Here is a 1,981-nt window from a genome sequence, read left to right as displayed (position 1 = left end):
GGCCCGCCGCGCCCTTGCCGCGCGCCGGCGGATGGCGGCCGCGCCATGCCTGAGCTGATGATCGACGCGCATGTCCATCTGCATCCCGGCGACGATCCGCGGGACCGGCTGATGCAGGCGCATGGGCGCATGATGGCGGCGGGCATGAAGGACTGCCTGCCCGTCTTCATGCTGGCGGAGCAGCAGGGGTGCGACGCGTTCGGAATGCTGAAGGCATCGGCGCGGTCGACCGCGGAACCGGAAAGCCTGTGGCTGGAAACCGGGTCCGCCGACATGTTGGTGCTGGCCGGCCGGCAGGTCGTCAGCGCCGAGCGGCTGGAGATATTGGCGCTGGCCACCGCCGCCGGTTTCGCCGACGGCGCGCCGGCCGAACAGTTGGTCGAGGCGATGGCCGCGGCGGACGCGCTGACCATCCTTCCCTGGGGCGTCGGCAAATGGGCCGGCGCGCGAGGACGGCTGGTCGACAGGCTGCTGGCCGGCGATCCGGAAGGCCGGTTGCTGTTGGGCGACAATGGCGGGCGCCCCGCCTTCTGGCCGGAACGCCGTTTCCGCCACCGGGCGGTGCTGCGCGGATCGGACCCCTTGCCATTGCGCGGCGATGCGCGGCGGATCGGGACTTTCGGGACCATCCTGCATGGCGGGCTTTCGGCCGACCGGCCCGGACGCGACCTGCGCGCGCTCATCCGTTCGGCCGGGCGGCAGGCGCGGCATTATGGCGCTCCCGCAAGCCCGCTGCATTTCCTGGGTAACCAGCTTCGCCTGAGGATGGCCTCATGAAGATATTGATGCTGGCGCCCCAGCCCTTTTACGAGGAACGCGGCACCCCCATTGCCGTGCGCATGGCCGCCGAAGCTCTGGCGGCGCAGGGGCATGAGGTCGCTCTGTTGAGCTTCCATGAAGGGCGCGACGTGCCGATGCCCGGCGTGCGGCATCACCGCATCGCCGCCCCGCCGGGCGTTCGCAATGTCCCCATCGGGTTTTCGCTGGGGAAGCTGGTCTGCGACCTCTGGATGTTCTTTGCCGCGATCGGCCTGCTTCGGCGTTATCGCCCTGACGTCATCCATGCCGTCGAGGAAGCGGCCTTCTTCGCGCTGCCCTTGTCCCGGCTGTTCGGAACGCGCCTCGTCTATGACGCGGACTCGATCATGAGCGAGCAGATCGTCGAAAAATGGCCCCGGGCCCGCGCCATCGCCTGGATCGTCGAGCGATGCGAGCAATTCGCCTTCCGCCGCAGCGACCTGGTGATCGCCGTCTGCCCCGCCATCCAGCGGAGCGCCAGCCGCTCCGCAGCCGCCGATCGCATCCACCTGCTGCCCGATGTGGCGATGGAAGGGCCTGCCGCGGCGCCGCCGGTCGAAGACCTGCGCCTGAACGCAAAGGATCGCCCGCTCGCGCTTTATGTCGGCAACCTCGAATCCTATCAGGGCGTCCATCTGCTGATCCAGGCGATGGCGGCGCTCGCGCCTGCCGAGCGTCCCGCGCTGGTCGTGATCGGCGGCAAGGCGGATCATGTCGCGCAGCATCGGCAACTCGCCCTGCAATGCGGGCTGGAAGGCGACGTGCGCCTGCTTGGCCCGCGCCCGCTCGATGGCCTCAGCCGCTATCTGGCGCAGGCCGACATCCTCTGTTCGCCGCGGCTGAAGGGTCGGAACACGCCGATGAAGATCTTTTCCTACATGGCGTCGGGCAAGGCGCTGCTGGCGACCGACATCGAAAGCCATTCCCAGGTTCTGGACGCGCGTTGCGCCATGTTGATGCCAGCGACGGCGCAGGACCTGGCGCAAGGGTTGCGGCGGCTCTGCGCCGACGGCGCGCTGAGGGCGAGGCTGGGGGAGGCGGCCGCCGCAAGGGCGCGGCTCGACTATGGCCATGCCGCCTTTGTCGACCGGCTGCGGCGCGCCTATGCCGTGCTTTCGCCGGATGCGGGCACGCCCCCTTCGCCCACCGCGCTGGAGGCCGCATGACGGCGGTCGGCGCCAGC

General features: G+C 69.8%; 2 protein-coding genes. Both read left to right on the top strand.

Going from position 1 to position 1,981, the window contains the following annotated elements; genetic code table 11:
- The coding region (locus L286_RS25250; protein ID WP_021222901.1) for a hypothetical protein at positions 1-777 on the top strand (777 nt) is incomplete at its 5' end.
- Positions 774-1,964: a glycosyltransferase family 4 protein gene (locus tag L286_RS25245; RefSeq protein WP_020819735.1), complete on the top strand. Its 1,191-nt coding sequence runs from the start codon at positions 774-776 to the stop codon at positions 1,962-1,964. The genes L286_RS25250 and L286_RS25245, both read left to right, overlap by 4 nt.
- Positions 1,965-1,981 lie beyond the last annotated feature (17 nt).

Origin of the sequence: Sphingobium sp. HDIP04 (assembly GCF_000445085.1) — a bacterium.
GTDB classification, from domain to species: domain Bacteria; phylum Pseudomonadota; class Alphaproteobacteria; order Sphingomonadales; family Sphingomonadaceae; genus Sphingobium; species Sphingobium indicum.
Note: the sequence above shows the minus strand (reverse complement) of the source record. Positions and strands in the feature narration are given on the sequence as shown.

What these genes read in the sequence shown, in the direction of transcription:
- L286_RS25245 (WP_020819735.1), top strand. Translation starts at nt 774, where the DNA reads ATGAAGATATTGATGCTGGCGCCCCAGCCCTTTTACGAGGAACGCGGC.